This window comes from Leptothrix sp. (in: b-proteobacteria), from assembly GCF_965250675.1.
GTDB lineage: Bacteria > Pseudomonadota > Gammaproteobacteria > Burkholderiales > Burkholderiaceae_C > Sphaerotilus.
This window is the reverse complement of sequence record NZ_CBDFPH010000002.1, coordinates 102,455-127,522: the sequence shown is the minus strand read 5'-3', so window position 1 is coordinate 127,522 and position 25,068 is coordinate 102,455. Positions and strand designations below refer to the sequence as shown.

Annotated in this window: 16 protein-coding genes and 1 other RNA gene; 9 read left to right on the top strand and 8 right to left on the bottom strand. The window is 69.5% G+C overall.

Features of this window, described 5'->3' with window-relative positions:
• Positions 1–95: 95 nt before the first annotated feature.
• Together rho and trxA are read right to left on the bottom strand one after the other, a co-directional pair.
• Positions 96–1,358: a transcription termination factor Rho gene (gene rho / locus AC5IG3_RS04705; protein ID WP_491905150.1), complete on the bottom strand. Its 1,263-nt coding sequence runs from the start codon at positions 1,356–1,358 to the stop codon at positions 96–98.
• 263 nt (positions 1,359–1,621) lie between these two features.
• A complete protein-coding gene (trxA, locus tag AC5IG3_RS04700; RefSeq protein WP_491905149.1) occupies positions 1,622–1,951 on the bottom strand; it encodes a thioredoxin TrxA in 330 nt (109 codons plus the stop codon).
• 170 nt (positions 1,952–2,121) lie between these two features.
• Here trxA and AC5IG3_RS04695 point away from each other — a divergent pair, with 170 nt between their 5' ends.
• Entirely contained in the window at positions 2,122–3,879 is a 1,758-nt protein-coding gene (locus AC5IG3_RS04695) for an HDOD domain-containing protein (protein ID WP_491905148.1), read from the top strand.
• Positions 3,880–3,909: 30 nt separating this feature from the next.
• On the opposite strand, the gene ffs is transcribed toward AC5IG3_RS04695, so the two are convergent.
• Positions 3,910–4,008: signal recognition particle sRNA small type (gene ffs, locus AC5IG3_RS04690), an RNA gene on the bottom strand.
• A 184-nt stretch (positions 4,009–4,192) separates the two neighbouring features.
• Between ffs and AC5IG3_RS04685 the strand changes: the two genes are divergently transcribed.
• Positions 4,193–4,471, top strand: coding sequence for an H-NS family nucleoid-associated regulatory protein (locus AC5IG3_RS04685; protein ID WP_491905147.1), 279 nt, complete (start codon positions 4,193–4,195; stop codon positions 4,469–4,471).
• Positions 4,472–4,490: 19 nt separating this feature from the next.
• Here AC5IG3_RS04685 and AC5IG3_RS04680 read toward each other — a convergent pair whose 3' ends face one another.
• Together AC5IG3_RS04680 and AC5IG3_RS04675 are read right to left on the bottom strand one after the other, a co-directional pair.
• A complete protein-coding gene (locus AC5IG3_RS04680) occupies positions 4,491–4,814 on the bottom strand; it encodes a hypothetical protein (protein WP_491905146.1) in 324 nt (107 codons plus the stop codon).
• Positions 4,774–5,904, bottom strand: a complete 1,131-nt coding sequence (locus tag AC5IG3_RS04675) for a hypothetical protein (RefSeq protein WP_491905145.1) — start codon at positions 5,902–5,904, stop codon at positions 4,774–4,776. The genes AC5IG3_RS04680 and AC5IG3_RS04675 overlap by 41 nt, the downstream gene beginning before the upstream one ends.
• 249 nt (positions 5,905–6,153) lie before the next feature.
• On the opposite strand from AC5IG3_RS04675, the gene AC5IG3_RS04670 reads away from it, so the two are divergent.
• From AC5IG3_RS04670 to recD, 4 genes are read left to right on the top strand one after another with little or no spacing between them, the layout of a single operon-like run.
• Positions 6,154–7,137: a helix-turn-helix transcriptional regulator gene (locus tag AC5IG3_RS04670; protein WP_491905144.1), complete on the top strand. Its 984-nt coding sequence runs from the start codon at positions 6,154–6,156 to the stop codon at positions 7,135–7,137.
• A 14-nt stretch (positions 7,138–7,151) separates the two neighbouring features.
• Complete coding sequence (gene recC / locus AC5IG3_RS04665; protein ID WP_491905143.1) at positions 7,152–10,799, top strand: exodeoxyribonuclease V subunit gamma; 3,648 nt, start codon at positions 7,152–7,154, stop codon at positions 10,797–10,799.
• Positions 10,796–14,596 carry an exodeoxyribonuclease V subunit beta gene (recB, locus tag AC5IG3_RS04660; RefSeq protein WP_491905142.1) on the top strand — a complete coding sequence of 1,267 codons (3,801 nt, stop codon included), beginning with the start codon at positions 10,796–10,798 and terminating at the stop codon, positions 14,594–14,596. The genes recC and recB overlap by 4 nt, the downstream gene beginning before the upstream one ends.
• Positions 14,593–16,641 (top strand): exodeoxyribonuclease V subunit alpha, encoded by a 2,049-nt coding sequence (gene recD / locus AC5IG3_RS04655; protein ID WP_491905141.1) that lies wholly within the window; start codon positions 14,593–14,595, stop codon positions 16,639–16,641. The genes recB and recD overlap by 4 nt, the downstream gene beginning before the upstream one ends.
• A 44-nt stretch (positions 16,642–16,685) precedes the next feature.
• On the opposite strand, the gene AC5IG3_RS04650 is transcribed toward recD, so the two are convergent.
• Both AC5IG3_RS04650 and mnmC1 read right to left on the bottom strand, forming a co-directional pair.
• Positions 16,686–18,929, bottom strand: coding sequence for a helicase-related protein (locus tag AC5IG3_RS04650; RefSeq protein WP_491905140.1), 2,244 nt, complete (start codon positions 18,927–18,929; stop codon positions 16,686–16,688).
• A gap of 46 nt (positions 18,930–18,975) precedes the next feature.
• On the bottom strand, positions 18,976–20,829 hold the full coding sequence (gene mnmC1 / locus AC5IG3_RS04645; protein WP_491905139.1) for an FAD-dependent 5-carboxymethylaminomethyl-2-thiouridine(34) oxidoreductase MnmC1: 1,854 nt from the start codon (positions 20,827–20,829) through the stop codon (positions 18,976–18,978).
• A gap of 46 nt (positions 20,830–20,875) precedes the next feature.
• On the opposite strand from mnmC1, the gene rimO reads away from it, so the two are divergent.
• From rimO to AC5IG3_RS04630, 3 genes are read left to right on the top strand one after another with little or no spacing between them, the layout of a single operon-like run.
• Positions 20,876–22,282, top strand: coding sequence for a 30S ribosomal protein S12 methylthiotransferase RimO (gene rimO / locus AC5IG3_RS04640; protein WP_491905138.1), 1,407 nt, complete (start codon positions 20,876–20,878; stop codon positions 22,280–22,282).
• Positions 22,283–22,298: 16 nt separating this feature from the next.
• On the top strand, positions 22,299–23,495 hold the full coding sequence (locus tag AC5IG3_RS04635; RefSeq protein WP_491905137.1) for a PLP-dependent transferase: 1,197 nt from the start codon (positions 22,299–22,301) through the stop codon (positions 23,493–23,495).
• A gap of 9 nt (positions 23,496–23,504) precedes the next feature.
• Positions 23,505–24,602, top strand: coding sequence for an acyltransferase family protein (locus tag AC5IG3_RS04630; RefSeq protein ID WP_491905136.1), 1,098 nt, complete (start codon positions 23,505–23,507; stop codon positions 24,600–24,602).
• 5 nt (positions 24,603–24,607) lie between these two features.
• Here AC5IG3_RS04630 and smpB read toward each other — a convergent pair whose 3' ends face one another.
• The gene (gene smpB, locus AC5IG3_RS04625; RefSeq protein WP_491905135.1) at positions 24,608–25,066 is read right to left on the bottom strand and encodes an SsrA-binding protein SmpB; all 459 of its coding nucleotides are present in this window, start codon (positions 25,064–25,066) and stop codon (positions 24,608–24,610) included.
• Between the last annotated feature and the right edge of the window lie 2 nt (positions 25,067–25,068).

Sequence of the window (25,068 nt, the reverse complement as noted above, 5' to 3'; positions counted from 1 at the left end):
TGGAACCTCGCTGTGATGCCTGTAGCCACGTCACACCATGTGACGCACTTTCAGACAGCGGAAAAACAAAAATTATAGCTTTTCGCCGCGCAGATTTAACCGCCGCGTCGCATCAGGTCGAAGAAATCGACGTTGCTCTTGGTGGCTTTCATCTTGTCGAGAATGAACTCCATCGCCTCGATCTCGTCCATCGGGTAGAGCAGCTTGCGAAGAATCCATGTCTTTTGCAGGATCTCGGACTTCAGCAGCAACTCCTCGCGCCGCGTGCCGCTCTTGTTGAGCAGGATCGACGGATAGACGCGCTTCTCGGCCATGCGGCGGTCCAGGTGGATCTCGCAGTTGCCGGTGCCCTTGAATTCTTCGTAGATCACCTCGTCCATGCGGCTGCCAGTGTCGACCAGCGCGGTGCCGATGATGGTGAGCGAGCCACCTTCCTCGACATTGCGCGCCGCGCCGAAGAAGCGCTTGGGACGCTGCAGCGCGCCGGCGTCCACACCGCCGGTCAGCACCTTGCCCGACGAGGGCAGCACGTTGTTGTACGCACGCGCCAGGCGGGTGATGGAGTCCAGCAAGATCACCACGTCCTTGCGCAACTCGACCAGGCGCTTGGCGCGCTCGATCACCATTTCGGCGACCTGCACGTGACGCGCTGCGGGTTCGTCGAAGGTGGAGGAGATGACCTCGCCGCGCACGGTGCGCTGCATTTCGGTCACTTCTTCAGGCCGTTCGTCGACCAGCAGCACGATCAGGTGCACGTCCGGGTGGTTGGCCACCAGCGAGTGCGCCAGGTGCTGCATCATGACCGTCTTGCCGCTCTTGGGCGGCGCCACCAGCAGGGCGCGCTGGCCTTTGCCGAGCGGCGCGATCAGGTCGATGATGCGGTTGGTGATGTTCTCTTCGCTCTTGATGTCGCGTTCGAGCTTGAACTGTTCGTTGGGGAACAGCGGCGTCAAGTTCTCGAACATGATCTTGTTCTTGCTCTCCTCCGGGGTCATGCCGTTGACGGTGTCGACCTTGACGAGCGCGAAGTAGCGTTCACCGTCTTTCGGCACCCGCACTTCACCTTCGATCATGTCGCCGGTGTGGAGGTTGAAGCGGCGGATCTGGCTTGGCGACAGGTAGATGTCGTCGGTGCTGGCCAGAAAACTGGCGTCGAGCGAGCGCAGAAAGCCGAAGCCGTCCGGCAGGACTTCAAGCACACCATCGCCAAAGATCTGCTCGCCCTGGCGGGCGCGCTTTTTCATGATCGCGAACATCAGTTCCTGCTTGCGCAGGCGACTGGCGGCCTCGATTTCGAGCGTCTCCGCCATCTGGACGAGTGCCGAGATGTGTTGAGCCTTGAGTTCGGAAAGATGCATGGAGGGCGGACCCGGGTATCAGGGCGACACGGTGCCAGCCGTGTCGCTGGGGCCGTCGGCTTCTCTCTGGTGATCGGGCAGGCAAATTCAAGAATTGCCTGCACTGGGATCAACCAGAACCAATCCCGTCAAATGGGTTGCAAGGAAGGGGGAGAGGGCCGACGCTGCGCGCGTGGGATGACCGGCTTTCAGAGTCCGGATCTATCAGTTGGCGCGCAGTGGCGTTTTCTGGAGTCGCTTTGAAACTTGCGACTCTGCAGAAATTATAGGTGCGCGTCGATGAAGGTGATCAATTGGGCTTTGGACAGCGCGCCGACCTTGGTCGCCGCCAATTGGCCACCCTTGAAAATCATCAGCGTCGGGATGCCGCGGATGCCGAACTTGGCCGGCACTTCGCGGTTCTCGTCCACGTTCATCTTGGCGATCTGCAGGCGGCCGCTGTAGTCCTTGGCCACTTCGTCGAGGATGGGGGCGATCATCTTGCAGGGGCCGCACCATTCGGCCCAATAATCCACCAGCACCGGCTGATCTGCCTGAATCACGTCGCCGTCAAAGGAGGCGTCGGAGATGTGTTTGATGAGGTCGCTGCTCATGAGTGTTCCGTGTCGAAAGGGGACTGCGGCTGATTTGCCGTAGTGGAGTCTGATAATTTTGGCATGGCTGCGACAAACTCAAGTCTTGTCTGCATGAAACGAAGCAGCAGCCCTTGGATTCACTGATCGTTTTGAATCCGCTTTTCCTCGCATTGGATCGTCACCGAGTCATGGCTGTCGCGCCGTCTTCTTCTTCCGCCACCCCAGTTCGCCCGCCTGCAGGGCTGAGCGGCCTGCGCCGTTTCGGCCGTTTCGTGCTGCGGCAGTTGCTGGGCCGCAGCACGCTCACGATGGCCTGGCAAGCGCACGATACGCGCAGTCGCCAGGAGGTGCTGCTGATGCTGCCGCGCCACGCCTCAGCCGATGCGCAAGCGCTGCAGCGTGTGCTGGACGCCATGCGCCGGGCCGCACGCGTCAGCCATCCCCGCTTGCTGCCGGTGCTGGAGCACGGCCAGCACGAGCTCTGGCCTTATCTGGTGTGCGAACGCCCACCGGGTGCGCTGACGCTGTCGGAGTGGCTTGCGGGCGGCCAGCCACACGCGCCGTTGACGGAAACTGCTGGCTGGTGCGTCGACGCCCTGCAAGGTCTGGCCTGCCTGCATGACGGAGGCTTGTCTCATGGCGACGTTGGCCTGCACAGCCTCCTCCTTGATCGAAGCGGCCATGTTCTGCTCTGGGGCTCAGGCTTGGTCGAAGCCCTGCCCGACGCGCTGTCTGCCGCACCTGAGGCCGACTCCCTGCGACAGCAGCGCGATGCCTGTGAGCGCGATTTGCGCGCCATGGGGCTGCTGCTCTATCGCCTGGTCTCGCAGTCGCCTGCGCTGGATGAGCCGGATTTGCCGACAGCCGTGGTGCGCCTCAGCCATGACATCGTGCGCCTGCCCTGGGCCTTGCCGCAGCCGGTGCCCGAAGCCCTGCGCGCCATCGTCAACCGTTCTGTCGACCGCCACGCGCATCGGCGCTATCTGGGCGCGCGCAGTCTGGAGCGTGCGTTGTCGGGCTGGCTGCAGGTGCAGTCGAGCGATCGAGGCGGGCCGTTGGCCTTGCTGGTTGATCGGCTGCGCAGCGTCGGACACCTGCCGGCCCGGCCTGGCCTGGCGCAGCGCCTGTCGCAGGTCGCCCGCATGGAAACGCAGCGGCTGGACGACCTTACCGACGTCATCCTGCAAGACCCTGCGCTGTCGTTCGAGCTGTTGCGCAGCGTCAATTCGGCCCAGTTCGGGCGAGCCAGCGACGACGGCGTCACCACGGTGCGGCGGGCGATCCAGCTCATCGGCATCAGCGGAGTTCGCAACGCGGCAGCTGCGCTGCGCAGCTGGCCCGGACCACTGAGCGAAGCGGCTGCGCCTGTGCTGGACCGCCTGATCAAGCGCGCCTGTCTGGCCGGGCACATGGCCGAGTTTCTGGCGCCTGCCGGGCTGGATGCCGAGGGCTCGCTGCTCGCCGCGCAACTCCAGCACCTGGGGCGCCTGCTGGCGGCGTACCACTTTCCGGACGAGGCCGCGCAAATCACCACGCTGATGCAGTCTGTGCCGGCAGTCGAGGCCGGCGAGCGGCCCACCCCCGGCTTGAGCGAAGACGCTGCCGCCATGGCCGTGCTGGGGGTGGATCTGTCCTCGCTGGCGCATGCCGTGGCGCGCCATTGGGGTCTGGACGAATCGGTTCAGGACATGATGCAGCCTCTGCCGCTGGAACAAACCGTGCGTGTGCCCTTGGCCGCTGGAGGCTGGATGCGCGTGGTCGCCAGTTGCGCCAATGAGGCGCTGGGTGCCTTCAGCCAGCAGCCGGCTGCTGCGCAAGCACGTTCGCTGGCGCTCGTGGCGGGGCGCTATGCCAAGGTCCTGGGCACATCACCTGAAAGCTTGAAGGAGATTCTTGCGCTGGCCCGAGCCAAACTCGAGAAGCACCTGACCTTGCGCCCCAGCTGAATCGTGGTGGCAGGCCAGAAAAGTGAGGGGGGTGACGAGCCTGAACCCCGGCACTGAAGGCAATCGGCTAGGGCTGCTTCGTTCCCGACCTGACCCGATTGACCGCGCCCCCATGCGGGGAGGCCCGTCAAAGACTATTGTAGGCCAGAAGCGCAGTGCGCCTGGAGACCACCAGATCTGCGCTGAAGGACCCCGCCCGAGACCGGGCCCCACCTTATGCGACGATTCGTGTCAATCGCGATGCATCGCAGAAATGACCTCATGCCCTTGATCCACCTGTTTGACCTGCCCATCACACGATGGCCCTGAAACCATGATCCCTGACGATTCGGCTCACGCCGACACCCCGGAAAAGCGGGCCGCCATCCGCACGATCCGGAAATTGATGGACTTCTGGCAGATCGAGCCGCAGGAGTTGCGCGGCGTGGTGATGCGCCCCCGTGCACCGGCGCCAGTGATCTCGATTCGCTACCGGCATCCCATCAGCGGTCTGACCTGGGATGGCGAGGGCTCCCAGCCCGACTGGCTGCGCGAAGCGCTGTTGCGTGAAGGCTATACCGTCGACGAGCTGCGGGCTACGCCACCGGCTTGACGCGCACTGGCCTGGGGGTTCACTCCAGCTCGATATTGCAGTCGCAGCCCACACCGGCTGCAATCCAGCGCCGCGCCCAGCGTTGCAGCATGGGTTGCATGAATTTCGGGAATCCGCCCGGAGGTTGATCCTGTGTCGCCAGCAGCCCGCAGCGGTAGCGCTGGTCCTGCGGGTTCCACACCAGCGCATCGCAGCGGCCGCGCCGCTTGCGGCTGATCAGCATGCCGACGGGGCATGGCTCGCTCAGGCAGCACACGCCGCAGCCATTGCAGGGCTCGCCCCAGGCCGGCTTGGGCGGGGCTTCAGCATGGATGGCAATGAAGCTGGGCGATTGGGAGCGCAAGGAGGGGCGAGAGCGGTCGGACGAGGCCATGTCGGCTGCCATTCTCACGGCTGGCGTGAAAGTAGCCGCGCGTCTCAAGCTGCCAGCCGTCGATGGCCTGCTCGTCGCTGTGCACCAGCACCCGTTGCGACGTCAGTCCGTCTGCAGTCGCGTTCGACAGCAGCGTCTGCACATCTGCAGCGTCCAGCTGGCGGGCGAAGCATTGCCACAACTGCAGGACCTCGGCGTCTTGCCAGGCGTCTTCCAGAGCCCAGCGGCGCTGCAATAGTCCGGCGGGCTGGCGTTCTCCCGGGGCTGATGAGCGCACCAGCAGCGCCATGAAAAACCGTTGCAGGTCCTCGGCCAGCGCTGCGTTCGGCAGCAAGGTCTGCAGCCGGTAGAGCCGGCTGCTCCAGCCGCTGTGCAGCAGCCATTGCGTCACCAGCGCCTGCAAGCCCTGGATCGGGTTGAGCAGGTGCAGCCGGTTGGGCGGCAGCACCTGCAGCGGCAGGGCGGCGGCTTGCGCATGCGGCAGCGGCGTCACGAACGACATCAACACGCCCAGGCGCTGCCAGGCCTGGGCGTCCAGCCCGTCCATGGCGTCCTCGCCGCTGGCTTGCAGCGCATGGGCGCAGACCAGCGCGTCGTCCCAGGCCAGATCCGCCTTGGCCACGTCCGTGGCCAGGCTCACGGTGGCCAGATTGCCGGCGGCGTAGGCGGCGTCATCGCAGATGCGGCTGATCACTGCATCGCTGGGCACGCCGTGCGGCGGCAGCATCTCGCCGCAGGTCAGGGCCAGGCGCGTGACCGGGCAGCAGCGGGTGGCCAGCTGGCCCAGGTAGTTGGGCGTGGTCGTCAGCAGGTCGAAGGCGCGGCCCCGCAGCCAGGCTTGCAGGCGTAACTGGAGCCACAGATGGCTGCTGGCGCTGGGCATGCGCACCCGGGTACCGAAGCTGGCGCGCCCGGCTTCCCAGCCCTGGCGCACCGGGCTGGCGGTGCTCAGGTGTTCGGGCGGGGGCGTGCAGCCATGGCGGGCGTGGTCCCAGCCCAGCTCGAAGCCGGTGTGGGTGATGTCGCTGTCTGCAGCTGAATCGATCGCGCGGATGGCCATGGTGAACTCCTGATCGCAGCGGGCATCCTGCCCAACCGGTGCCGCCAGTTTCGCGACCGGCAGGCTCGTGGCGTGAGCCATGAAACGGATGAATTCCAATGTTTTTTGAATGTGCAGTCCTCCGACAGCGCCGGCCAGACCCCGGTTGCGGGTGCATGGGAGCGTGTTTGCGGGGTCTGCCCCACATCTGCGGGGGAGGGCCGCCCGCTACCATCAAGCTCATTACCTGAGCCTTGAGGAGTGCACGCCATGGACCGTACCGAGCGTTTCTACCGGATCGAAACCCTGATCAAGTCGCGTGGCTCGGTCAGTTTTGCCACCTTGATGGCCGAGCTGGAAGTCTCGCGCGCCACCCTCAAGCGTGATCTGGAATACCTGCGCTCGCGCATGGCCGTGCCCATCGTCTACCACCGCGAAAGCAACGGCTACCGCTTCGAGCCTCAGGGCAAGCGCGGCGCCAAAGCCGACGTCAGCCACGAGCTGCCCGGCGTCTGGTTCAGCGAGTCAGAAATTCACGCGCTGCTGACCATGCACCAGCTGATCGACAGCCTGGACGCTGGCGCCACGCTGGGCCGCCACCTGCAGCCGTTGCTCGACAAGCTCCACGGCATGCTCGGCAGCACGCCGGCCGAGTCGCGCGAGTTGCTGCGCCGCGTGCGCGTCGTCAACCCGGCGCGTCGGCCGGTGCCGGGCCGCTTCTTCGAGCTGACCGCCAGCGCGCTGCTGCAGCGCCAACGCCTGCAGCTGACCTACTACAAGCGCAGCGCCCGCACCGAGTCCGAGCGCATCGTCTCGCCCCAGCGCCTGGTGCACTACCGCAACACCTGGTACCTGGACGCCTGGTGCCACCAGAGCGACGGCCTGCGCCGCTTCGCGCTCGACGCCTTCCGCAGTGCCGAGTTGCTGCCCAACCGCGCCAAGGACGTCGGCCTGAAGACGGTCGAGGCCGAACTGGACGCCGGCTACGGCATCTACGGCGGCAAGGCGCTGCGCACCGCCTCGCTGCTGTTCAGCGCCGACGCGGCCCAGTGGGTTGCGCACGAGCAATGGCACCCGCGCCAGGAAACCGAAATGCTCGCCAACGGCCGCCTGCGCATGCGCCTGCCCTACGGCGAAGACAACGAACTGCTGATGGACCTGCTGCGCCACGGCGCCGACGTCAAGGTCGAATCGCCCGCCGCCTTGCGCGACAAGCTCAAGGAGCGCCTGCGCGCGGCATTGGCCCAGTACTGAACCGGGCGCTGACCATGGCGAGCCCCACTGCGCTGCGTCCCGGCCTCGTCCTGCTGCACGGCAACCGGCTGGAGTTGCTGCAGGAGACGGTCTTCAGCTGGCTGGCGTCCCAGCCGCTCGGGCCGCTTGAAGAAGAAGTGCTGCTGGTGCAGAGCAACGGCATCGCCGAGTGGCTGAAGATGTCGCTGGCGCGCCGCACCGGCGTCTGCGCCGCCACCCGGGTCGAGCTGCCGGCGCGTTTCCTGTGGCGCGCCTACCGCCATCAGCTCGGGCGCGAGGCCGCGCCGGCCCGCTCGCCGCTCGACAAGGAACCGCTCGCCTGGCGCCTGATGCGCCTGCTGCCGCTGCTGGCGCGCCAGCCCGGCTTCGAGCCGCTGGCGCAGTTCCTGGCCGGCCCGCCCGCCGATCACGCCGCCGCCGGTGACGCGGCCCGCCGCCTGCAGCTTGCCCGCCGCCTGGCCGACCTCTACGACCAGTACCAGATCTACCGCGCCGACTGGCTGCAGGCCTGGGCCGTGGGGCGCGACGAGATGGACGCCTCGACCCCGCTGCCGCCCGACCAGCGCTGGCAGGCGCAGCTGTGGCGCGCGCTGCTGCTCGATCTGAACGGCGACGAAAACGACGCTGCCGGCCCGACCTCACGTGCCGACGTCCATACCCGCTTCGTCGCTGCGCTGCAGGCGGGCGAGGCGCCCAGGCGCCCGCTGCCGCGCCGCGTCGTGCTGGTCGGCCACAGCCACCTGCCGCTGCAGACACTGGAGGCGCTGGCCGCGCTGTCGCTGCACAGCCAGGTGCTGCTGGCCGTGCCCAACCCCTGCCAGTACCACTGGGCCGACATGATCGACGGCCGCGAACTGCTGCAGGCCGCGCGCCGCTACCAGCCTGCCCGGCCCGGCGCCGACCTGGCCGCGCTGCCGCTGGCGGACGCCCACGCCCAGGCGCACCCGCTGCTGGCCGCCTGGGGCCGGCAGGGGCGCGACTTTCTGCGCGCGCTCGACCACTTCGACGAAATGCAGACCGCCGCCGGCCAGCCCGAGGCGCTGCGCGTGCCGCTGTTCGACGAGTCCGACGGCGACACGCTGCTGACGCAGATCCAGGCCCGCATCCGCGACGCCGTGCCGCTGGCCGAGCATGCCGCGCTGCAGGGCGAGCCGCTCGATTCCAGCGACCGCTCGGTCGTCTTCCACCTCTGCCACAGCGCGCTGCGCGAGGTCGAGGTACTGCACGACCAGCTGCTCGGCCATCTGGCTGCGGGCGATCTGGCGCCGCGCGACATCGTCGTCATGGTCCCTGAGATCGACGCCTACGCGCCCTTGATCCGCGCCGTCTTCGGCCAGCACGGCCCGGCCGACGCCCGGCGCATTCCCTACGACATCACCGACCTGCGCGCCCGCGGCCGCCAGCCCATGCTGGTGGCGCTGGAGTGGCTGCTGCGCATCACCGAGCAGCGCTGCACCGCCAGCGAACTGCGCGACCTGCTCGACGTGCCCGCGCTCGCCCACCGCTTCGGCCTGGGCGATGACGACCTGGCGCTGGCCGCCCGCTGGCTGGCCGGTGCCGGCGTGCGCTGGGGGCTGGACGAGGCCCAGCGCGCCAGCCTCGGCCTGGCCGCCTGCGGCGACGCCAACACCTGGCTGTTCGGCCTGCGCCGCATGCTGCTGGGCTACGCCTGCGGCGATCTGCGCCGGGACGTGGATGCTGCAGATGCCGCCGCCGTCACGCCCTGGCACGACATCGCGCCCTACGACGAAGTCGGCGGGCTCGACGCAGCGGTGGCCGGCGCACTGGCGCTGCTGGTGGACGCGCTGCAGTCGTGGTGGCAGCTCGCCAGCACGCCTGCCCGTCCGGCGCAGTGGCAGCAGCGTGGCCACGCCTTGCTGGCGCGCTTCTTCAAACCGGTCGACGAGGACGAGCGCCTGCTGCAAGCCTCGTTGCAGGAAGCGCTCGACCGCTGGGCCGATGCCTGCGCGGGCGCGGCTCTGGACGAAGCCCTGCCGCTGGCCGTGCTGCGCGAGGCCTGGCTGGATGCGGTCGATGAGCCCGGCCTCGGCAACCGCTTCATGAGCGGCGGCGTGGTTTTCTGCACGCTGATGCCGATGCGGGCGATTCCGTTCCAGATCGTCGCGCTGCTGGGCATGAACGACGGCGACTACCCGCGCCGCGCGCCGCGCAGCGACTTCGATCTGCTCGCCTTGCCCGGCCAGCGCCGCCCCGGTGACCGCGCCCGCCGCGACGATGACCGCATGCTGATGCTCGAAGCCCTGCTCAGCGCCCGCCGCACCCTGCACATCAGCTGGGCGGCGCGCAGCGTGCGCGACAACACCGAACAGCCGCCGTCGCTGCTGGTGGCGCAACTGCGCGACTACATCGCTGCCGCCTGGGGCGCGCCGCTGCTGCAGGCACTGACCTTCGAGCACCCGCTGCAGCCTTTCAGCCGGCGTTACTTCGAGGTGTCATCCGATGAGCCATCAGGGGAGGCCCGCGCCGAGCTGCGCACCTACGCCCGCGAATGGCGCAGCGCCCACGACGCCCCGCCCAGCGGCGCCGCCATGGCCTTGCCGCCGCCCGATCTCAGCCAGCTGATGCCGCTGCAGCTGGGCCGGCTGCAGTCCTTCCTGCGCCGCCCGGTGGCCGAGCACCTGCGCCAGCGCCTGGACGTGGTGCTGCGCGAGCCCGACGCCACTGCCAGTGATGAGGAACCGCTCAGCCTCGACGCGCTGGAGGAAACCCTGCTGCTGCGCGGCGTGCTGCGCAGCCTGCCGCCGCCCCTGCCGGGCGAGGCCGATTCGCAGGACCTGGGCCGCTGGCTGCACGACGCCACCACCAGCCTGCAGCGCCAGGGCCAGTTGCCGCTGGCCGGGCCGGGGCAACGCTGGCGCGCCGGCTTTGCCCGCGCCAGCCTGCCGATGCTGGCGCAGTGGCAGCAGCAGCGCCGCGCGTTGCCCGAGCTGGTGCGCCCGCTCGCCATCGATTTCAAGACCCCCTCGCCCGATGGCCTGCAGACGCTGCACCTGCAGGACTGGATCGACGGCCTGTGCATCGGGCCGGAGATGAACGAGCCGGTCTGGCTGCAGGCCACCGCGACGCGGCTGTGCAGCCCGGCCAAGAAGAAAGACGCGAAGCCCGGCCCGGCTGATCTGCGGCCCGACAAGCTGCTCGACGCCTGGCTGGTCATGCTCACCGCCAGCGCCTGCGGCCACGCGCTGCAAGGCCTGCTGATCGGGCGCGACGTGATGCTGCGCCTCACGCCGCCGGCCCCCGACACTGCGTGCCAGGTGCTGTCCGACCTGCTGCAGGCCTGGCACCACGGCCTGGGCCAGATCCTGCCGGTGGCGTTGCGCAGTGCACTGGCCGGCCTGCGCGAGGCCGACGAGCCGGATGCCTGGTCGACCGACGCGCTGGACGCCGCCCAGAAAACCTACGACGGCCAGGAAGGGGGCTATGGCGGCTGGCCCGAGCGCGACGAGCCCGCGCTGGCGCGTCTCTACCCCGACTGGGCGGCGATCAGCGCCGAGCCGGACGCCTTCGCCACCTGGGCCGAAGCCCTCTACCGCCCGTTGCTGGACTGGACGCAGCGGCACATCCGCGTCGAGCCACTGCCGCAGGCCGTGCCCTTCGACCCGAACGATCCTGACGAGGCCGACGACGCCGACGCGCCATGACCCAGACGCTCCAACCCCTGACGCTGCCGCTGCGGGGCAGCCGGCTGATCGAAGCCAGCGCCGGCACCGGCAAGACCTGGACGATTGCCGCGCTCTACCTGCGCCTGGTCCTGGGCCATGGCACGCCGGATGAGGCCGGCGACGGCACCGCCAGCACCGCGCCACCGCGCGCGCTGCTGCCCAGCGAAATCCTGGTCATGACCTTCACCCGCGCCGCCACGCGCGAGCTGTCCGACCGCATCCGCCAACGGCTCAACGAGGCCGCGCGCTGCTTTCGCGACGAGATCGCGCTGAGCGAGGTCGATGATTTCCTGCGCGCGCTGCACGCCGACTACCCCGACGCCGCCCCGCGCCGCGAAGCCGCCTACCGGCTGGCGCTGGCCGCCGAGGCGATGGACGACGCGGCGGTGCACACCATCGACGCCTGGTGCCAGCGCATGCTGCGCGAGCACGCCTTCGACAGCGCCAACCTGTTCGACGAAGAGCTCGAAGCCGACGAGGCCGAGCGCCGCGAGCAGGCTGTGCACGACTACTGGCGCAGCGAGGTCTACCCGCTGCAGGGCGCCGCGCTCGACGCCGTGCTGCAGGCCTGGCGCCAGGTCGAGGTGCTGCACAAACAGGTCGCGCCACTGCTGACGCGGCTCGATCTGCTGCCCGCCCAGCCCGGCCGGCTCAGCCTGAACGCGTGGTGGGAGCAGGTTCAGGCGCAGCGGGCGGCGGAGTTGGCGGCGCTCAAGGTCGGTTGGGTCGACAAGGCCGATGCCATCGAGCAGGGGCTGAACGCCGCGCTCCATCGCCACAAGAAGTCCATCGATGGCCGCAAGCTGCAGGAGCGCTACTACAAGCCGTGGCTGGCCATGGTGCGCGACTGGGCCAGCCAACCCGAGGCCGAAGCCTTCGCGCTGTCCGACAGCGCCCGCAAGCGCCTGGCGCCGGCCGGACTGGATGAGTGCGTCAAGGACGGTGCTTTCGTCGATTGGCCGGACGGCATCGCCGAACTGCTGGCGCTGCAAGCCACGCTCGATGCCCGACCGCCGCTGTCGCAACGGCTGCTCAGCCACGCCGCCGCCGGCATCGCCGCGCGGCTGGACCAGCTCAAGCGCCGCGCCGGCCGTTTCGGTTTTGCCGACCTGCAGGAGCGCCTCGACGCCGCGCTGGCCACGGACCACGGCGAGCAGCTGCGCGAACGCATCCGCGCCCAGTTCCCGGTCGTGCTGGTCGACGAATTCCAGGACACCTCGCCGCTGCAATACCGCCTGTTCGACCGCCTCTACCGCGTGGCTGACAACGACTCTGGCACGGCGCTGTTCCTGATCGGCGACCCCAAGCAGGCGATCTACAGCTTTCGCGGCGCCGACATCTACAGCTACCTGGCCGCGCGTGACGCCACCACCGGGCGCCACTACGTGCTGGGCACTAACTTCCGCTCGACCAAGCCGCTGGTGGCCGCCGTCAACACGGTGTTCAAGCAGGCCGAAGACCGCGATCCTGCTTTGACGCCCAACGCCACCGCCGCCACCACCGGCGCGTTTGCGCTCGGGCTGGATGGCAAGCTGGCGCTGCCCTTCGAGCCGGTCGAGGCCAAGGGCCGGCCGGAGCAGTTTCAATCTTCGGCCGGCGTCGTGCCCGCGCTGACGCTGCAGTACCTGCCCGAGGCCCAGAAAGCCGGCCTGCTGCAACGCCAGCAGGCCCAGCACGCCGCTGCCGCCATCACCGCCTTGCTCAACGACCGCGCCTGCGGCTTTGCCGAGGCCGACCAGCCCTTCAAGCGCCTGCAGCCCAGCGACGTGGCGGTGCTGGTGCGCGACCGCTTCGAGGCCGCCGCCGTGCGCCGCGCGCTGCGCCAGCGCGGCGTGGCGTCGGTCTACCTGTCGGACCAGGACAGCGTCTTCGCCGGCACCGAGGCTGCCGACCTGCTGCGCTGGCTGCAGGCCGTGGCCTCGCCGCGCGATGCCCACCTGGCTCGTGCCGCCTACGCCAGCGCCACGCTGGGCTTGAGCCTGGAAGAACTGGCGGCCCACGTGCACGATGAGGCCGCGTGGGAAGCGCGCCTGGCGCAACTGCAGCGCCTGCGCAGCCTGTGGCAGCGCCAGGGCGTGCTCAGCATGATCCGCGCCTCGCTGCATGAACTGCACCTGCCGGCGCGCTGGCTGATGGTGCCGGCAGACGATGACGTGGCGCTGGAGGCGGCAGATTCCAGTGACTCCGGTGAGCGCCGCCTCACCAACATGCTGCACCTGGGCGAACTGCTGCAGGCCGCCAGCGCGCAGGTGGCGGGCGAGCAGGGCCTGATCCGCTGGCTGGCCGAGCAGATTGCCGCCGGCGCGCCCGGCGACGAGCGCATCGTGCGGCTGGAGAGCGACGCCCGGCTGGTGCAGGTCGTCACGGTGCACAAGTCCAAGGGGCTGGAATATCCGCTGGTGTTTCTGCCGTTTGCGCAGAACGTGCGCGAGGTGTCGCGGCGTGGCCGCCAGTTCGTCGAATGGGCCGATGCCGACGGCAGCCGCGCGCTCGATTTCGGCCTGCAACCAGCCAGCCTCGACGCCGCCAACCGCGAACGCCTGCGTGAGGACCTGCGCCTGTTCTATGTGGCGCTCACCCGCGCCCGCCATGCGCTGTGGCTGGGCGTCGGCCTGCACAAGGAGCCCAAGTCGGACGACGCCCGCAAGCTCGCTGCCAGCGCGCTCGGCCACCTGCTCAACGGCGGCGTCAAGGTGCTGTGCAGCGCGGTCGAGCCGCTGCTGCAGGCGTGGTGCGACGCCGCACCGGGCCAGATCGTGCTGCAGCGCCTGGACGCATCTGCGCCGCTCAGCCGCTGGGAGCGGCCGGGCGCGGCGGCAGCGCTGGTCGATGCGCCGGTTTATGCCGCCGAGTTCGAGCGCCGCTGGGGCATCGCCAGCTTCTCGGGGCTGGTACGCGACCTGGGCGAGGCCGAGGTACTGCAGGTCGAGCTGTCCTCCGCCTGGGCCGACGGACTGCGTCAAGGGCAGATGCGCGAGGAACTGCGTGAATCGCAAGGCAGCGTGGCGATGACTGCGGTCGATGACGCCCAGATCCATCACCGCTTCCCGCGCGGCGCGCTACCAGGCAACTTCCTGCACGAGCAGTTGCAGTGGCTGGCCGAAGAAGGCTGGGGCCGGATTGAGGAGCCCGGCGGCATCGCCGCACTGACGCGCCGCTGCGAACGCGCCGGCCACGGCGAGCGCGCCGAGGGCGTCGTGACCTGGCTGCAGCAGCTGCTGGCCACGCCGCTGCCACCGTTGGGCGGATCAGGCGTGACCTTGGCCGACGTCAGCCACCTGCTGCCCGAGATGGAGTTCTGGATGCCCGCCGCCCTGCTGCGCAGCGCCGCGCTGGACGCGCTGTGCCGCCAGCACCTCTGGCCCGGCGTGGCGCGCCCGGTGCTGGCGCCACGAGAGTTGCGCGGCCTGCTGATGGGTTTTGCCGATCTGGTGTTCGAGCACGACGGCCGCTACTGGGTGATGGACTACAAGTCCAACCACCTGGGTGATGGCGACGCCGCCTATCACCCCGCCGCGTTGCAGGCGGCCATGCTCACGCACCGCTACGAGCTGCAGGCGGCGATCTACCAGCTGGCTCTGCACCGCCTGCTGCGCGCCCGGCTGGGCGAGGCCTACGACCCCGCCACGCAGTTGGGCGGCGCGATCTATTACTTCCTGCGTGGCCACCACGGGCCGGCAGCGGGCTGCGTGCATCTGCCGGTCGATCTGGCGCTGCTGGATGCGCTGGACGGTGTGCTCGACGATGCCGTGGCCGATGTGGAGGAGGGCGCATGACCGCCGCTGAACTGCTGCTGGAACTGGAGCGCTGGTGCGACGCCGGCTGGCTGCGTGCGCTGGACTTGGCGCTGGCGCGTTTGCTGGCGCAGGAGTTGCCCGACGCCGCGCCGGAGCTGCTCCTTGCCACCGCCTTGCTCGCCCAACGCGAGGGCCACGGCCATACCTGCCTGGAATTGGCCGACCTGCTGGCGCTGCGTCCGGCCGCCGGCACGCAAGACGACCTGTTCGCCGCTGCACCGCCGCCGTTGCAAGGCCCCGCCGATGAACTCTGGCTTGACGGCCCCGCTGCCGCGCAGCAGGCGCTGGTCGCGGTGCTGGCCCGTTTGCCGGCGGACGCTGCGGATTGGCACGCCGCCTTGCTCGCCAGTGGTGCCGTGGCCGAAGCGGGTGCGGGCGTCACACCGTTGGTGCTTGACGGCGACGCCGCCCGCCCGCGCCTCTACCTGCGCCGCTACTGGCGCGACGAGCAGGCTGTGGCGCGTGCCGTGCTGGCGCGCGTCGCCCCGGCCGCTGACGACACGCCGCCCGATCCGGCCCAGGTGCGCCGCTGGCTCGGCAAGCTGTTCACCCCCCGCGCGCCTGACACCTTCGATTGGCAGCGCCTGGCCTGCGCCGTGGCGCTGCGCAGCCGGCTGGCGCTCATCACCGGCGGGCCGGGCACCGGCAAGACCTACACCGTGGCGCGGCTGCTGGCGCTGCTGTTCGCCGTCCACCCCGACCCCGGCAGCCTGCGCATCGCGCTGGCGGCGCCCACCGGCAAGGCGGCGGCGCGGTTGAAGCAGTCGATCGACAAGGCGCTGGATGAATTGAAGCAGGCCCTGCCCGGTGAGCTGGACTGGCCGCTGCTGGCCCAGCGCCTGTCGCAGTCGCTCACGCTGCACAAGCTGCTGGGCGCCCGGCCCGACACGCGCCACCTCGCCCGCCACGCCGGCCAGCCGCTCGATGTGGATGTGCTGGTGGTCGACGAGGCCTCGATGGTCCATCTGGAAATGATGGCCGCGCTGCTCGACGCCCTTCCGCCCCGCGCCCGCCTGCTGCTGCTGGGCGACAAGGACCAGCTCGCGTCAGTCGAAGCTGGCGCGGTGCTGGGCGACCTGTGCGCGCACGCGGCCCGCGGTCATTACGACGCCAGCACCGCCGCCTGGGCACAGGCCTGCACTGGCGAGGCACTGCCCGAGCGCTATCTGCAGGCGAGCGGTCACGCTCCGCCCTTGGCCCAGCAGACCGTGATGCTGCGCGAAAGCCGGCGTTTTCAGGGCGCGATTGGCGAGCTGGCCGTGGCCGTCAACGCGGGCCACGCGGAAGGCGCGATGGCCGTGCTGCGCGGTGACGTTGATAAAGGCAGCGACGGCAGTCTGCGCTGGCTGCAGCCGCAGCAGCCCGCTGCGGTGGTCGAGCTGGCCTTGAAGGGCCGCAGCGGCCACGCATCAGCCAGGCGCGGCTACCTGGAATATCTGGCCGTGCTGCATCAGCGCCCACCGGACGACGGCACCGCGCCGCTCGACTGGGTGCGCGCGGTGCTGCGCGCCTACGAAAGCTCGCGCCTGCTCTGCGCCGTGCGCGAGGGCGAGTGGGGCGTGGCCGGCCTGAACCAGGCCATCGAGGTGCGGCTGCGCCAGCTCGGCCACATTGCCAGGAGCGGCGAGTGGTACGAAGGCCGGCCGGTGATGGTCACGCGCAACGACGCCGCTTTGGGTGTCTTCAACGGCGACGTGGGCGTGACGCTCAAGTTCGGCGCCGCACCGCCGCGCGTCTGGTTCCTGGACGGTGAGACGCCGCGCTCGGTGCTCGCCAGCCGGCTGGCGGCGGTGGAGACCGCCTATGCGATGACAGTGCACAAATCGCAGGGCTCGGAGTTCGAACACACCGTGCTGGTGCTGCCGCCCCGCGCCAACCCGGTGCTGACGCGCGAGCTGGTCTACACCGGCATCACCCGTGCCCGCCAGGCCTTCACGCTGGTGGCCGCCGATGCGGCGGTACTGGCGGGTGCGGTGCAGCGGCGCACGCGGCGGGCGAGCGGGTTGCCGGGGTTGCTGGGGTAATTCCTTCCCCCTTTGACAAAGGGGGACCGAGGGGGATTTGGGCTTTACCCCCGTTTCCCACCCCGCGCCTGCCACAGCGGCCGCTTGCCCTTGAGCTGGCGCTCAATCCCGTCGTTGAGTTCGGCGCGCAGCGTCACCACCTCGTCCATCTGGCCGTAGACGCCGGGGAAGCGCAGGTCCAGCCACAGCCACAGGGTGCAGGCGCGCAGGCCCTGCTCCATGCGGTCGAGGCGGCTGCGGCTGTCCACATCTTGCAGGAACCACGCGTTGCCGGCGTTGCCGTGGCGGGCGTGGTGCTCGGCCCAGCCGAGGTACTGGTCGATCAGCCCGGCGCTGCGCATGTCCACCGGCGCCTGGGCGTAGATGAAGCGCTCGCGCAGGGTCAGCTTGCCGGCGCGCTCATCCAGCGCAGCGGCCAACTCCAGCATCTGTTCCAGTTCGGCGACCTGAAAGTGCGCGTTGTCGAGCGTGAGCTGCTCCATGAAGATGCCCAGCACCTCGCGCAGCGACGACTTGTCCATGCGGTGCGCGATGGTGTCGATGTGCCACCAGTTGGGCGCCACCGACGCCTTGAAGTGGCGCGGCGCGCGCGGTGTCTTGGGCAGCAGCTCCTTGAGCGTTCGGCCTGCGGTCGGCTCGGCTTCCTTGAGCACGCCGGTGTAGCCCTCTTCGTGCAGGCCGTAGCGGCCGGCGCGGCCGGCGATCTGGTGGACTTCGGTCACTTCCAGCAGCCGGTCGGCCACGCCATCGAACTTGGTCAGCGTCGAGAACAGCACGCGCTTGATCGGCAGGTTCAGGCCCATGCCGATCGCGTCGGTGGCGATCAGGATCTGGGTTTCACCGGTGGCGAAGCGCTCGGCCTCGCGGCGGCGCACCTCGGGCGGCAGTGCGCCGTAGATGACCGACACGCTCTTGCCCTGGTCGGCCACCTGGTCGCGCAGCATCAGCACCTCGCGGCGGCTGAAGGCGACGATGGCGTCGCCCTTGTGCAGCGCGTTCAGCGGCACCGGCGCGGGCAGCAGCTGCACGTGCTGCTTGCGCTCGAAGCGCTGCACCACACAGCGCTCGCCGCACAGGCCGAGCAGGTTCTCGATCGCCGCCACGGCGTAGTCGGAGCAGATGATCAGCAGTTCTTCGGCCGGCACCGCCACGATCGCCTGGGTCCAGGCCCAGCCGCGCGATGGGTCGAAGATCATCTGCGCTTCGTCGATCACCGCCACCTCGATGGTGTCGCGGGTGTTGATCATCTCGATGGTGCTGGAGATGACGCGCGCGCCCTCGGCCGGCACGTTTTCCTCACCGGTGCGCAGCGAGCACGCCACGCCGCGCCCGACCAGCCGGTCGCGGCCTTCCAGCGCCAGCAGGCGCAGGGGAGCCAGGTAGGCACCGCTCTCGGCCTGTGCCAGGCGCTCGAAGGCCTGGTAGGTCTTGCCGCTGTTGGGCGGGCCGACGAACAGCGTCACCTTGCGCTGCAGCTTGCGCGCCGGGGCGAAGCTGTCGGGGTAGCCCTGGAAGCCGAGTTCATCGCTCAGGTCGTCGAGCGTTTCCAACTCGTTGACACGGTTGGCCCAGCGGTCGAGCGCACGGGTGCAGGCGACCTTGAGCGTCTCCAGCGGCTGCGCCAGCGCGCATTCGGTCTGCAGGCCGGGCAGCAGCGAGGCCATGCGCGACGGGTTGATCGCGTCGGCCTGCATCAGCAGCGTCGACAGGTGCGCGAGCAACTCTGGCGCGTGCACGTAAAGGCCGGGCGCCTGCAGCGCGCGCAGCAGGCGCGGCTTGTCGCCGTCGCGGTAGAAGGTCCAGACTTCTTCTGCCTCCAGCGGCAGCAGGTGGTTGACCGGCAGGCGCCAGTCGCGGTCGTCCTCGGCGGCGTCCGGGTCGGCGTCGTGCAGTACCAGCACCTGGGTGGCCAGGCGCATCCAGCCGTCACCTTCGCGCTGGATGCCCAGTGATTCGAGCGTGGTGCTGCGCTCGTTCATCACGGCCAGCACGCCGCGCCCGCTGCCCACGGCGTCCAGATGGCGCAGCGCGGCGTCGATCAGCGTGGGCGAGATCCAGCGGCTCGGGCGGGAGCCCGGCACCAGGCGCTGCAGCTGGATCAGGCCGAGCGTGTCGAGGTGTTCTTCGAGGCCCGGGCTGTTGTCGGGCAGGTAGTCGCTCGGTTTGACGACTTGCGGCAGCGTGTAGGCGGCCTGGCGCACGCGCTCCATGGCCTCGACGCTGATGTGGGCCGGCAGGCGCTGGGCGTGGGCGGGCTGGGGAAGTCGGAGTGTCGTTGTGATGGTCATTGGCGGTGGATTCTAGTTTTGCCACTGCCGGTGCGATCGATGCAGATCAAACGCAAAACCGGGCCACATCGAGCGCATCGCGCAGATCCTGCGCCACGGGGCAGGGCGCGCCGCTGATCCAGCCCGCCAGCAACTCGCCCGCCAGCGCTGCGCTGGTGATGCCGCGCGAGCCCAGGCCGCTCATCACGTACAGCCCGTGCGCGGCGCCCTGCAGCCGCGGCAGGTGGCGCGCGGCATCAAGCCGCTGGCGCCGGCCGGTCTCAGTGCGCAGGGCCTGCAATGCTGCAGCATCGACCAGCGGCCCGACCACCGGCAGCCGGTCCGGCGTGATGGCACGCCAGCCAACGCGGCCATCGAGCTGATCGAGTGGGCCGCTGGCGGCCCAGGCCTCGACGCGTTCCATGTCCAGCAAGCCCAGCGCGGCGGCGCGCCGCAGGTTGTGCAGATGATCGGCGGCGCGCAGGCCGGGTTCGGAGTCGTCATGCTGGCTGGTCGCGCCCAGCATCAGGCGGCCGTCGGGCAGGGCGAGCGCATAGCCCTGGCCGGCGAGTGGCACGCCCGGTGGCGTGGTGGCGCCGAGCGCGCGGGCTTGATCGGGCGTGAGCACGGTGGTCTGGCCACGCACCGCCGACATCGGCCAGCGCTGCGCCGCCTCGGGGCACAGCGCCAGGCTGCCCAGGCCGCCGGCCAGCACCAGCACGGGCGCTTGGGCGATGACGTTGCCGTGGGCGTCCAGCGCCTGCAAGTCGCCGCTCGTGTCTTGGGTCACGCGGCTGACGGCCACGCTGCCGCGCCAATCGGCCAAGCCTGCCTGCTGCGCCTCCGCCAGCATCGCCGCGGCCCACTGCGCCGGTGCCAGCCAGCCACCGCTGGCAAACCACCAGCCGCCGCTCGGCAAAGGCCAGCCGGCTGCGGTGCTGGCGGCGGTTTGATCGCGCCATTGCAGCCAGTCGGTGGGTAGGCTGCTGCTGAGCAGCCGGGCTGAGGCGGCGTTTGTGTCGAGCTTGTTTTCCAGCCGCAGAAAGCCGTCGAGCCGGCCTTGCACCCGGCCGCTCGCCACCGCGGCTTGCGCCAGTTGCGTCGTGCGCAGCGCAGCGGCGCGAAACCAGCGGCTGTGCAGGCTGTCGGGCTGGTTGAAGATGCCGTGCATCAGCCCGCCGGCGTTGCCACTGGTCTCCATCGCCGGGCTGGGCTGGCGATCCAGCACCGTGCTGTGCCAGCCCTGCCGGGCCAGCGCCCGGGCTGCGGCGCAGCCGGCCAGGCCGCCGCCGATGATCAGCGCGTGGCGCTGGTCGGCCTTCAAACCCTGCGGGCCATCGCGCAACGCCAGCGCAGGCGGGGCGCGAAAGCGCGGGCGGTAGGTGGCGTGCAGGGCCGCATCGATCTCGAAACCCTGCGCCGCCAGACCTGCGCGCAGCGCGTCGTCCGTGTCTTGCAGGTTCAGCGTCGCCCCCGGCGCGGCCAGGCGGGCGAGTTGTTTGCTGAGGGATTCGATCTCGCGTTTTTCGGTCGGTGCGTGCTCGCCCAGATCGAAAAAATTTACCTCGGCTTGCAGCGCCGGCAGCCACGCGCCAGCCTCGCCCACGGCCAGCCGCAACTGCACACGCCCGGCGTCGAAGTCCAGCAGATGCAGGTCCGGTGTCGCAGGCGGCCAGGCGGCGATCAGCGGCGCGGCCAACTCAGGCTGATCGCTTGGGGCCAGCGCGGCGATCAGTGCCGCACGCGTCAGCGGCTGTGGCTCTATGGTGATCACCACCAGCCGCTCACTGCGCTGCGGGTCGGCACGCCACGCCGCCCAGGTCGCCAGAAAGCGCTGGCCGTGGCCGAAACCCATGCTCAGCGTGACGAATTGCGCACGGCGCGCGGGGCGGGTGTGATCGGGGTCGGGAGCCAGTTTCATGCGGCCGCGAGCATAGCGCCGGGTCGACTCTGGGACAATTGCGCCCATGAGCGACACCGCATCCCCCATTTCCACCCCTGTTTCAGTTGCCCCGCGCATTGGCTTCGTGAGCCTTGGCTGCCCGAAGGCCTTGACGGACTCCGAGCTGATCCTGACGCAACTCAGCGCCGAGGGCTACGCCACCAGCAAGACCTTCGAGGGCGCTGATCTGGTGATCGTCAACACGTGCGGCTTCATCGACGACGCGGTGCGCGAGAGCCTGGACACCATCGGCGAGGCGCTGGCCGCCAATGGCAAAGTGATCGTTACCGGCTGTCTGGGCGCCAAGGCGGGCGACACGGGTGGCAACCTCGTCAAGCAGATGCACCCGAGCGTGCTCGCCGTCACCGGCCCGCATGCGACCCAGGAGGTGATGGATGCAGTGCACCTGCACGTGCCCAAGCCGCATGACCCTTTCCTCGACCTCGTTCCCGAAGCCCGAGGCATTGCGGGCATCAAGCTCACGCCGCGCCACTACGCCTACCTGAAGATCAGCGAGGGCTGCAACCACCGCTGCAGCTTCTGCATCATCCCGAGCATGCGCGGCGACCTGGTGTCGCGCCCGGTGGGTGACGTGCTGAGCGAGGCGCGCGCGCTGTTCGAGAGCGGCGTGAAGGAGCTGCTGGTCATCAGCCAGGACACCTCCGCCTACGGCGTGGACGTCAAGTACCGCACCGGCTTCTGGGACGGCACGCCGGTCAAGACGCGCATGCTCGACCTGGTCGCCAAGCTCGGCGAGCTGGCCCGTGCGCACGGTGCCTGGGTGCGGCTGCACTACGTCTACCCCTATCCCCACGTCGACGAGGTCCTGCCGCTGATGGCCGAGGGCCTGGTGCTGCCCTACCTGGACGTGCCCTTCCAGCATGCCCACCCCGACGTGCTCAAGCGCATGAAGCGCCCGGCCAGCGGCGAGAAGAACATCGAGCGGCTGCTGAAGTGGCGCGAGGCCTGCCCCGAGATCGTCGTGCGCTCGACCTTCATCGCCGGCTTCCCGGGCGAGACCGAGGCCGAGTTCGACTACCTGCTCGACTTCCTGAAGGAAGCGCAGATCGACCGCGCCGGCTGCTTCGCCTACTCGCCGATCGAAGGCGCGCCGGCCAACCTGCTGGACGGCGCCTTGCCCGATGAAGTGCGCGAAGAACGCCGCGCCCGCTTCATGGCGGTGGCCGAGGCCGTGTCGACCGCCAAACTGCAGCGCCGCATCGGCTCGACCATGCAGGTGCTGGTCGACCACGCGCCGGCCATGGGCCGCAAGGGCGGCGTGGCGCGCACCTACGCCGACGCGCCCGAGATCGACGGCACCGTCAAGATCCTGCCGCCCACCAAGGCGTCCAAAACCATGAAGGTGGGCGACTTCGCCCGCGTGCGTATCGTCGGCACGCAGGGCCACGATCTGGTTGGCGAGCTGCTGTAAGGCGGGCGGAGCAAGCATGAGCGAGCCGAAGCTGTCGACCACGCTGATCCACCACCCCTACACGGCCCCGGCCGACTGGGACGCGATCCCCGTGGGCGTGTACAAGGCGTCGACGGTGTTCTTCCCGAACGTCGCGGCGATGCGCGAGCGGCAGTGGATCGACAAGAGCGGCTACACCTATGGCCTGAAGGGCACGCCGACGACGTTCACGCTCGAAGCGCGGCTGGCGACGCTCGAAGGCGCGGCGCATCTGCTGCTGACGCCGAGCGGCCTGTCGGCGATCTCCCTGATCGACATGGTGGTGCTCAAGAGCGGCGACGAGGTGCTGCTGCCCGACAACGCCTACGGCCCGAACCTGAGCCTGACGCAGCACGAGTTGCGCGGCTGGGGCATCACGCACCGGGTCTATGACGCGATGGACGTGGCCAGCCTGTCGGCCGCGCTGACACCGGCCACCAGGCTGGTCTGGCTGGAAGCGGCCGGCTCGGTGACGATGGAGTTTCCGGACCTGCGCAACCTGATCCGCTGCGTGCGCCGCGAGGCGCCGCAGGCGCTGATTGCCATCGACCACACCTGGGGCGCGGGGCTGGCGTTCAAGCCGTTCGCGCTGGGCGAGGGCGATGAGGATCTGGCGGTCGATTTCACGGCCCACGCGCTGACCAAGTACCCGTCGGGTGGCGGCGATGTGCTGCTGGGCTCGGTCGGTTGCCGGGATCGGGCGCTGCACGACCAGCTGGCGTGGTGCCATGCGCGGCTGGGTTTTGGCATCGGTGTGGATGACGCGGCGGCCGTGCTGCGCGGCCTGCCGAGCATGGCGTTGCGCTATGCAGCGCAGGATCAGGCCGCGCGCCGCATCGCCCGCTGGGCGCAGGGCCGGCCGGAGGTGGCGCGGGTGCTGCATCCGGCGCTGGCCGGCTCGCCCGGGCATGAGCACTGGGCGGCGCTGTGCGAGCAGGCCGCCGGCATCTTCACGCTGGAGATGGACGCCCGCTACCCGCAGGTGCAGGTGGATGCCTTCATCGACGCGCTCCAGCTGTTCCGCATCGGCTGGTCATGGGCCGGGCCTGTGAGTCTGGTCGTGCCCTACGAGGCCGCCCGGCTGCGCCGTCTGCCCACGCCGTACAAGGGCGTGCTGGTGCGACTGTGCATCGGGCTGGAAGACGTCGATGACCTCATCGCCGACCTGGAGCAGGCGCTGCGCGCGCTGGCCTGATTCACCCGCATGGCCAAGACGACTCCAGACCGCCAACTGCACATCGATGCACTGAAGGCGGTGGCTTCCCAGTTGATTGTTTTGCATCACCTGGCCTTCTACGGGCCGATGTCCGACCACGCCGACGCGCTGGCACCAGCGCTGTTCGCCTGGCTGGGGGACAACGCCCGCATGGCGGTGCAGGTGTTCCTGGTGCTGAGCGGCTACCTGTGCGTGCAGCGGCTGGCGCCGCAGGGGCACTGGCGTGCCGGGCTGTCGCTGCCCGGGCAGGTGGGGCAGCGCTACTTGCGGCTGGTGCTGCCGTATGCGGTGATGCTGGGGCTGACGATTGCCGCCTCGGCGCTGGCGCGGCGCTGGATGGCGCATGAATCGGTGTCCGATCCGGCCACCGCTGGCCAGGTGCTGGCGCATCTGCTGCTGTTGCATGACGTGCTGGACATCGAGGCCCTGTCAGCTGGCGTCTGGTACGTGGCCATCGACCTGCAGTTGTTTGCCTTGCTGGCGCTGCTGCTGGCGGGCAGCGCGGTGCTGGAGCGGCGCCTGGCGCTGGGCTGGCCGCTGGCGCCGTGGCTGGTGCTGGCCGGGGTGGCGGTGTCCCTGCTGGGCTTCAACCTGGAGCCGGCCTGGGATGAGGCGGCGCCCTATTTCTTCGGCGCCTATGGCCTGGGCGTGCTGGCGGCGTGGTGGCGCGGCGGCACCTTGCGCCCGGCGGCGTTCTGGTCGGTCGGGTTGATGCTGTTGGTGGCGCTGGCGCTGCTGATCGAGTGGCGCGCGCGCATCGCCCTGGCGGGCGCCACGGCGCTGGTGCTGGCGGGCTGGCGCTGGCCGCTCCGGCGCATCGGTGCCACCAAGGGCGCCGCGCTGATGGCCAGGGCCGGCCAGATCAGCTACGCGATCTTTCTGGTGCACTTTCCGGTGTGCCTGCTCGTCAATGCGCTGTTCACGCACTTTCTGCCGCTGGATGCCGGCGTGCAACTGGTGGGCGTGCTGACGGCCTGGCTGGGCAGCATCGCCGCAGGTGCGGCATTCCACCATCTGGTGGAGCAGCCTGCCATGCGCTGGGTGTCGTCGCTGCGCTGGCTGGGTGTGACTCGCGCGGCCAGCTGAGTTGCTCAGTCCTTGCTGGAAACCTTGTGCCGCATGATGCGGCCTTGCTCGCGCTGCCAGTCGCGGTCCTTGATGGTGTTGCGCTTGTCGTGCTCGTCCTTGCCCTTGGCCAGCGCCACATCGACCTTCACGCGGCCGCCCTTGTAGTGCAGGTTGATGGGCACCAGCGTGTAGCCGCGCTGCTCGACCTTGCCGGTCAGGCGCTTGATCTCCGCCTTGTGCATCAGCAGCTTGCGGGTGCGGTCGGCAATCGGGCTGACGTGGGTGGACGCGCTGCGCAGCGGGTTGATGCGCAGGCCGAGCATGAACAGCTCGCCGTCCTTGATGACCACGTAGCCGTCGGTGAGCTGGACCTGGCCGTCACGGATGGCCTTGATCTCCCAGCCTTCCAGCACGATGCCCGCCTCGAAGCGCTCTTCGAGGTGATAGTTGAAAAACGCTTTTTTGTTCTCGGCAATGCTCATGG

Coding starts and splice junctions, on each gene's coding strand:
- rho (WP_491905150.1), bottom strand. CDS start 1,358: ATGCATCTTTCCGAACTCAAGGCTCAACACATCTCGGCACTCGTCCAG.
- recB (WP_491905142.1), top strand. CDS start 10,796: ATGACCCAGACGCTCCAACCCCTGACGCTGCCGCTGCGGGGCAGCCGG.
- smpB (WP_491905135.1), bottom strand. CDS start 25,066: ATGAGCATTGCCGAGAACAAAAAAGCGTTTTTCAACTATCACCTCGAA.
- recC (WP_491905143.1), top strand. CDS start 7,152: ATGGCGAGCCCCACTGCGCTGCGTCCCGGCCTCGTCCTGCTGCACGGC.
- rimO (WP_491905138.1), top strand. CDS start 20,876: ATGAGCGACACCGCATCCCCCATTTCCACCCCTGTTTCAGTTGCCCCG.
- AC5IG3_RS04630 (WP_491905136.1), top strand. CDS start 23,505: ATGGCCAAGACGACTCCAGACCGCCAACTGCACATCGATGCACTGAAG.
- AC5IG3_RS04695 (WP_491905148.1), top strand. CDS start 2,122: ATGGCTGTCGCGCCGTCTTCTTCTTCCGCCACCCCAGTTCGCCCGCCT.
- AC5IG3_RS04650 (WP_491905140.1), bottom strand. CDS start 18,929: ATGACCATCACAACGACACTCCGACTTCCCCAGCCCGCCCACGCCCAG.
- AC5IG3_RS04675 (WP_491905145.1), bottom strand. CDS start 5,904: ATGGCCATCCGCGCGATCGATTCAGCTGCAGACAGCGACATCACCCAC.
- mnmC1 (WP_491905139.1), bottom strand. CDS start 20,829: ATGAAACTGGCTCCCGACCCCGATCACACCCGCCCCGCGCGCCGTGCG.
- trxA (WP_491905149.1), bottom strand. CDS start 1,951: ATGAGCAGCGACCTCATCAAACACATCTCCGACGCCTCCTTTGACGGC.
- AC5IG3_RS04670 (WP_491905144.1), top strand. CDS start 6,154: ATGGACCGTACCGAGCGTTTCTACCGGATCGAAACCCTGATCAAGTCG.
- AC5IG3_RS04685 (WP_491905147.1), top strand. CDS start 4,193: ATGATCCCTGACGATTCGGCTCACGCCGACACCCCGGAAAAGCGGGCC.
- AC5IG3_RS04635 (WP_491905137.1), top strand. CDS start 22,299: ATGAGCGAGCCGAAGCTGTCGACCACGCTGATCCACCACCCCTACACG.
- recD (WP_491905141.1), top strand. CDS start 14,593: ATGACCGCCGCTGAACTGCTGCTGGAACTGGAGCGCTGGTGCGACGCC.